Origin of the sequence: Microbacterium sp. (assembly GCF_031988965.1) — a bacterium.
GTDB lineage: Bacteria > Actinomycetota > Actinomycetes > Actinomycetales > Microbacteriaceae > Microbacterium.
The window spans coordinates 1-4,623 of record NZ_DALZXX010000181.1 but is presented as its reverse complement, the minus strand read 5'-3'; the positions used below and the strand labels follow the sequence as shown (position 1 = coordinate 4,623).

The 4,623-nt window shown below is 65.4% G+C and carries 4 protein-coding genes and 1 tRNA gene; 1 reads left to right on the top strand and 4 read right to left on the bottom strand.

Annotation, left to right across the window (positions count from 1 at the left end):
* Positions 1-303 precede the first annotated feature (303 nt).
* Both RTM68_RS16965 and dcd read right to left on the bottom strand, forming a co-directional pair.
* Positions 304-762 (bottom strand): hypothetical protein, encoded by a 459-nt coding sequence (locus RTM68_RS16965; protein WP_312173197.1) that lies wholly within the window; start codon positions 760-762, stop codon positions 304-306.
* A 1-nt stretch (position 763) separates the two neighbouring features.
* Entirely contained in the window at positions 764-1,369 is a 606-nt protein-coding gene (gene dcd, locus RTM68_RS16960) for a dCTP deaminase (RefSeq protein WP_312173196.1), read from the bottom strand.
* Positions 1,370-1,461: 92 nt separating this feature from the next.
* Here dcd and RTM68_RS16955 point away from each other — a divergent pair.
* Positions 1,462-1,535, top strand: a tRNA-Gly gene (locus RTM68_RS16955).
* 258 nt (positions 1,536-1,793) lie between these two features.
* On the opposite strand, the gene RTM68_RS16950 is transcribed toward RTM68_RS16955, so the two are convergent.
* A complete protein-coding gene (locus tag RTM68_RS16950; RefSeq protein ID WP_312173195.1) occupies positions 1,794-3,113 on the bottom strand; it encodes an ABC transporter substrate-binding protein in 1,320 nt (439 codons plus the stop codon).
* Positions 3,114-3,233: 120 nt separating this feature from the next.
* Positions 3,234-4,217, bottom strand: a complete 984-nt coding sequence (locus RTM68_RS16945; protein ID WP_312173192.1) for a LacI family DNA-binding transcriptional regulator — start codon at positions 4,215-4,217, stop codon at positions 3,234-3,236.
* Between the last annotated feature and the right edge of the window lie 406 nt (positions 4,218-4,623).

Sequence of the window (4,623 nt, the reverse complement as noted above, 5' to 3'; positions counted from 1 at the left end):
ACCGCGGACACGACCTCCACGGCGCGCACCGGGCCGCTCGCGTGGCGCAGCACGCCTACGAGCGCGGCTTCGACGCCGGCTTCAGCCGCGGTCGCGACGCCTGACGGCCTCCGCATCCGCATCCGCTGCTCACGGCACCCCTTCGATTCCGATCGGAGGGGTGCCGTTTCCGTCGGTGCGGGGCCGAAAGCGCACCCGAATCGGCCGCAGCGGGTGCTCTTCTGTCCCCGCCAGGAGCTGCCCGGGACTCAGGCCCGCTCGCTGTCCGCCTACGCCGCGTCGACCTCGGGGTCGTACCTCACATCACCCATGCCACCCGCGCCACTCAGCCGCGGCCGACGTGACGGAGTCGGAGACCTCTCCGAGGGCGAAGGTGACGGAGCCGAGGTAGAACGCCGCCGCGATCGCGGCGAGGAGAAGCACCAGCAGGAACCCGAAGATCACCGCCGACAGCACCCGGTACCCACCCGATGTCGGCACCTCCGGCGCCACCGAGGGCTGCGCCCAGTCCGCGGCGACCGGCGCCGGCTGCTCACCGGTGAGGATCGCGGGTTTCGGACGTGACCTGCGGGTCGTCGGCAGCATGGCCTCGGGCGGAGGAGGCGGGATCACCACGTCGGCCGGCGGGATGACGGCATCCGGAATCGACGCCTCCGTGGAAGGCGGTGAGAGCAGTCCGTCCGGGATGGGCACCTCGCGCGGAGGCGGCGGGATGACAGCATCCTCCGACGGGATGTTCGGGTCTCTGCTGTCACCGCTCATGTCAGCCCCCTACGGCTCCGACGTCGGTCGTGCCGACGTCCGTCTTGTGGAAGTTCTGGAACGACCGGGATGCCGTCGGCCCGCGCTGCCCCTGGTACCGGTTGCCGTACGGGCCTGAGCCGTACGGGTTCTCGGCCGGCGAGGTCAAGCGGAAGAAGCACAGCTGGCCGATCTTCATGCCCGGCCACAGCTTGATCGGCAGCGTCGCGACGTTCGCGAGCTCGAGCGTCACGTGCCCCGTGAATCCGGGGTCGATGAAGCCGGCGGTCGAGTGCGTGATGAGTCCGAGGCGACCGAGCGACGACTTACCCTCGAGACGGGCAGCGATGTCGTCTGCGAGGGAGACCTGCTCGAACGTCGCGCCGAGCGCGAACTCCCCCGGGTGCAGGATGAACGGCTCATCGGGGTTGACCTCGATCAGCCTCGTCAGCTCGGGCTGGTCGACCGACGGATCGATGAACGGATACTTGTGGTTGTCGAAGAGGCGGAAGTAGCGGTCCAGACGCACGTCGATGCTCGACGGCTGGATCATCTCCGGCTCATGCGGATCCAGGCCGATACGGCCGGATGCGAGTTCTGCTCTGATGTCGCGGTCGCTGAGAAGCACGGCACCAGCCTAGTCACCACACGCCGCCGACACTTTGGCCATGACGGATCGTGGAGGTAGGCTGGCGTCACCCGCTCCTCGGATGCAGGTACGGGGCTGTAGTTCAATGGCAGAACTTCTGCTTCCCAAGCAGATAGCGCGGGTTCGATTCCCGTCAGCCCCTCCACACGTGGGTTCCACAGCTATTCGGGACATTCCTGAGCTACTTCAGACTGAGGTTGTGGCGCGTCGCGAGCATCGCTCGCCCTCCCCATGTTCTCCGCGGGCCGGCCCAGATGAGGCGCCGGACCGCCCGAGCATGCCGCGGCTAGTCGGGAGGAACACGCGCCTGTCCGCGCGAGAGGTAACAGCGCGGCGCGTGACGCGCGGCGCTCCCTCACGTCGAGTCGCGCCAGCTCGAGCATCGCGACAATTCGCTCCCCCGTTATCCCTCCTGAACGATGACGTCCATCTCAGCGAAGAACTGCTCCACGGCTTCGTCGACGGTTATCGTGCCGAAGTTGAGCTCTTGCCCGAGGGCGCGGAACTTCTCGAAGAGCGACCCGTAGCCGATGATCGGCACGGGTGGTGCCGCTCCGATGCGGTCTTCGAGCGATGCCTGGTGTTCGATGATCTGCGCTTCGATGCCTTCGAAGTCGGCGCCGGCGAGAGCGGTCTCCGATGCGGGAACTCCGCGGTTCAGCCCGAAGACCTCTCCAGTGATCTCGTCGTTGACGAGGAAGTCGATCAGCGCGGCTGCGGCGGCAGGATGTTCTGTCTTGGAGGAAGCGGCGAACATCATGCCAGCCGGCGCATACAGGTCCTTCGCGCCCTCCACCGTGACCGGCGGCTCATGCAATCCGAGTTCAGCGTAGGCGGAGCCAAGGTTGCTGAGATATCCCGGGCCCAGGTTGTCCCAGGCCAGCTCGGCTGTTTGCAACGCCGCGTCGAAGCCGCCCATCGGCGCCACCTCCTCCAGCTTCTGCTGCGGGATCAATACCGTGCCGCGGAGATCCTCAACGCTCGACCAGAATTCTCGGAGGTCGTCCTTCGTGAAGTTCGGCTCACCACCCTCGGTGAACAGGTCCTCGCCTTTCGCCCGCTGCTGAATCTCGAAGTTCTGCATCCACGCGGTGTAGTCATTCGCCCCCCACAACTGCTGCCCCGCCTTCTGCGAAGCCTCGCTGACATCGACGAGCCAGTCTTGGTAGTCGCCCCAGTCGCCGCCTTCGAAGTCGTCGACGCCGATCCCGCCGAGGAGTTGCGGGTTGGTCCACAGCGACCAATTGTTCGTGCTGACCGGAATCGCGAGCGTTCGGCCGTCGAGTTCACCAGCTCCCAAGAGCGTGTCGGGGAGCGCATCTACCCGAATCGTGTCACCGAGGTACGGCGAGAGATCTGAGAGGAGACCGTTCTCTGCATACTGACGCAGATATCTGTCCGAGAACTGCATGACATCGGGAAGCCCCCCGCCAGCCGCCTCCGTCTGTCGCTTCTCCCAATATTCGGCGAAGGTCATGAACGACGTGTTCACCGTGATGTTGGGGTACTGCTCGGCGAAGGCGGCGAGCACCTCGTCGTACATCTCGGCACGCACGTCATTGCCCCAATAGGTGAAGTTCAACGTCACCTTTTCGTCAGGGTCGAGAGTCTCTCCGACCGCCTCGGGATCGCCACTCGAACCGGAACATCCGGCTACGACGAGCGTCGCGCCGATCAGCAGGGCGACCGAAGCCGCAACTCTTCTTCGTGAACTGAACACCATCGTTCCTTTCTCGCGCAGCGCTGCATGCGAGCGCTGGAAAACGCTTGCTCGAACGATACTTTGTCAATCGGTTGACTGCAAGAGCGAGCGGCATCGGCGCGGCTCGTACCAGACTCGGACTCAGCTCGTACCGCGGACGATGAGCACTGTCTGGAGAGCCGCCCTCGACGAGACGTGCCCAACGAGACTCTCGACTGCACGAGCTGCGACTTCCTCGAGCGGGGACGCAACGGTCGTGAGCGGTGGGGAGGTGAAGGTTGACCCGAAGATGTCGTCGAATCCCGTGATCGCCAGCTCTCTCGGGACCTCAACCCCTGCATCCTGTGCCGCCTGGAGCAGCCCGATGGCCATGAGGTCGTTGTAGGCGATGACCGCACGGGCGGGCGAAGCCATGACCCTGTCGAACGAGCCCCTCCCCGCCTCGACGGTCGGCTCTCCTCCTGGGATCTCGAAGACCGCAAGACCGCGCGCCCGCGCTCCGGCAAAGATGGATTCCCACCGTCGCGCGTTCATCCAGGAGCGCTCCGGCCCTGAAAGATAGGTCACCATCTTGTGCCCGCGTCGGACGAGATGATCCAGCAGCTGGGTGATTCCCGGCTCCACGTCCGGATAGGCGCCATCGATTCCCGACACCTCGCGGTTGACGAGGACGAGCGGCTTCTCCGCGCCGAGCTCACGGATGTCATCATCGTCGAGCCAGGACATTGCGAGCACGAGGCCATCGACGCTTCGCAACAGACTCCGCGCGGTGTCGGCTTCCTTCGCACCCGATTGCTGCGACTCAGCGATGATGAGGGTGTAGCCCGCGGCGGACGCGGCGCGTTCCGCACCACGAATGACCCCGAAGACCACGGGGTTGGTGATGTCGGCGAGGACGAGGCCGATCGTTCCCGTCTTTCCGGTGAGCAGCGTCCTTGCAGCCGGGTTGAACCGGAATCCGAGTTCGTCAGACGCTGCCTTGATGCGAGCGGTCGTCTGTTCGGTGATCCGGCCCGGTTGATTCAGCGCTCGCGACACTGTCGACGGGCTGACCCCGGCAAGGGTCGCGACGTCGTAGATGGTGGGCGCCGGCCGCCCGGCGCCGGCACGCTTACTGCGATTCATGGATCACCCTCCCGGATCCGAGAAGACTATCCGTACAACCAGTATCCCGTCCCCATCCCTCGCCTCGCCTCGCCTCGCCTCGCCGATGCGATCTGTCAATCAATTGCCGGTGACATCAGCAGGGTAAGACGCTCATTCGCGCGCGGGGCGCGGTCCCGGATCTTTGAGCAGAGTGGACGATGCGGCGAACCGGTGCGCCCGCGCCGCTCTCGGGCTTGCTGTTCAGCGAGGCGAACGCACCCTCGGCAGACTCAGTGATCACGGCGACGTGTGTAGCGGGATGCCGAACTGCGACACGAGCGTTGTGTGAGATTGTCGGTTTCCGGTCAGCCCTTGAGTCCCTGCGTGGCCACGCCGTCGACGAGGAAGCGCTGGAAGACGACGAAGAACAGCAGCACGGGCAGCA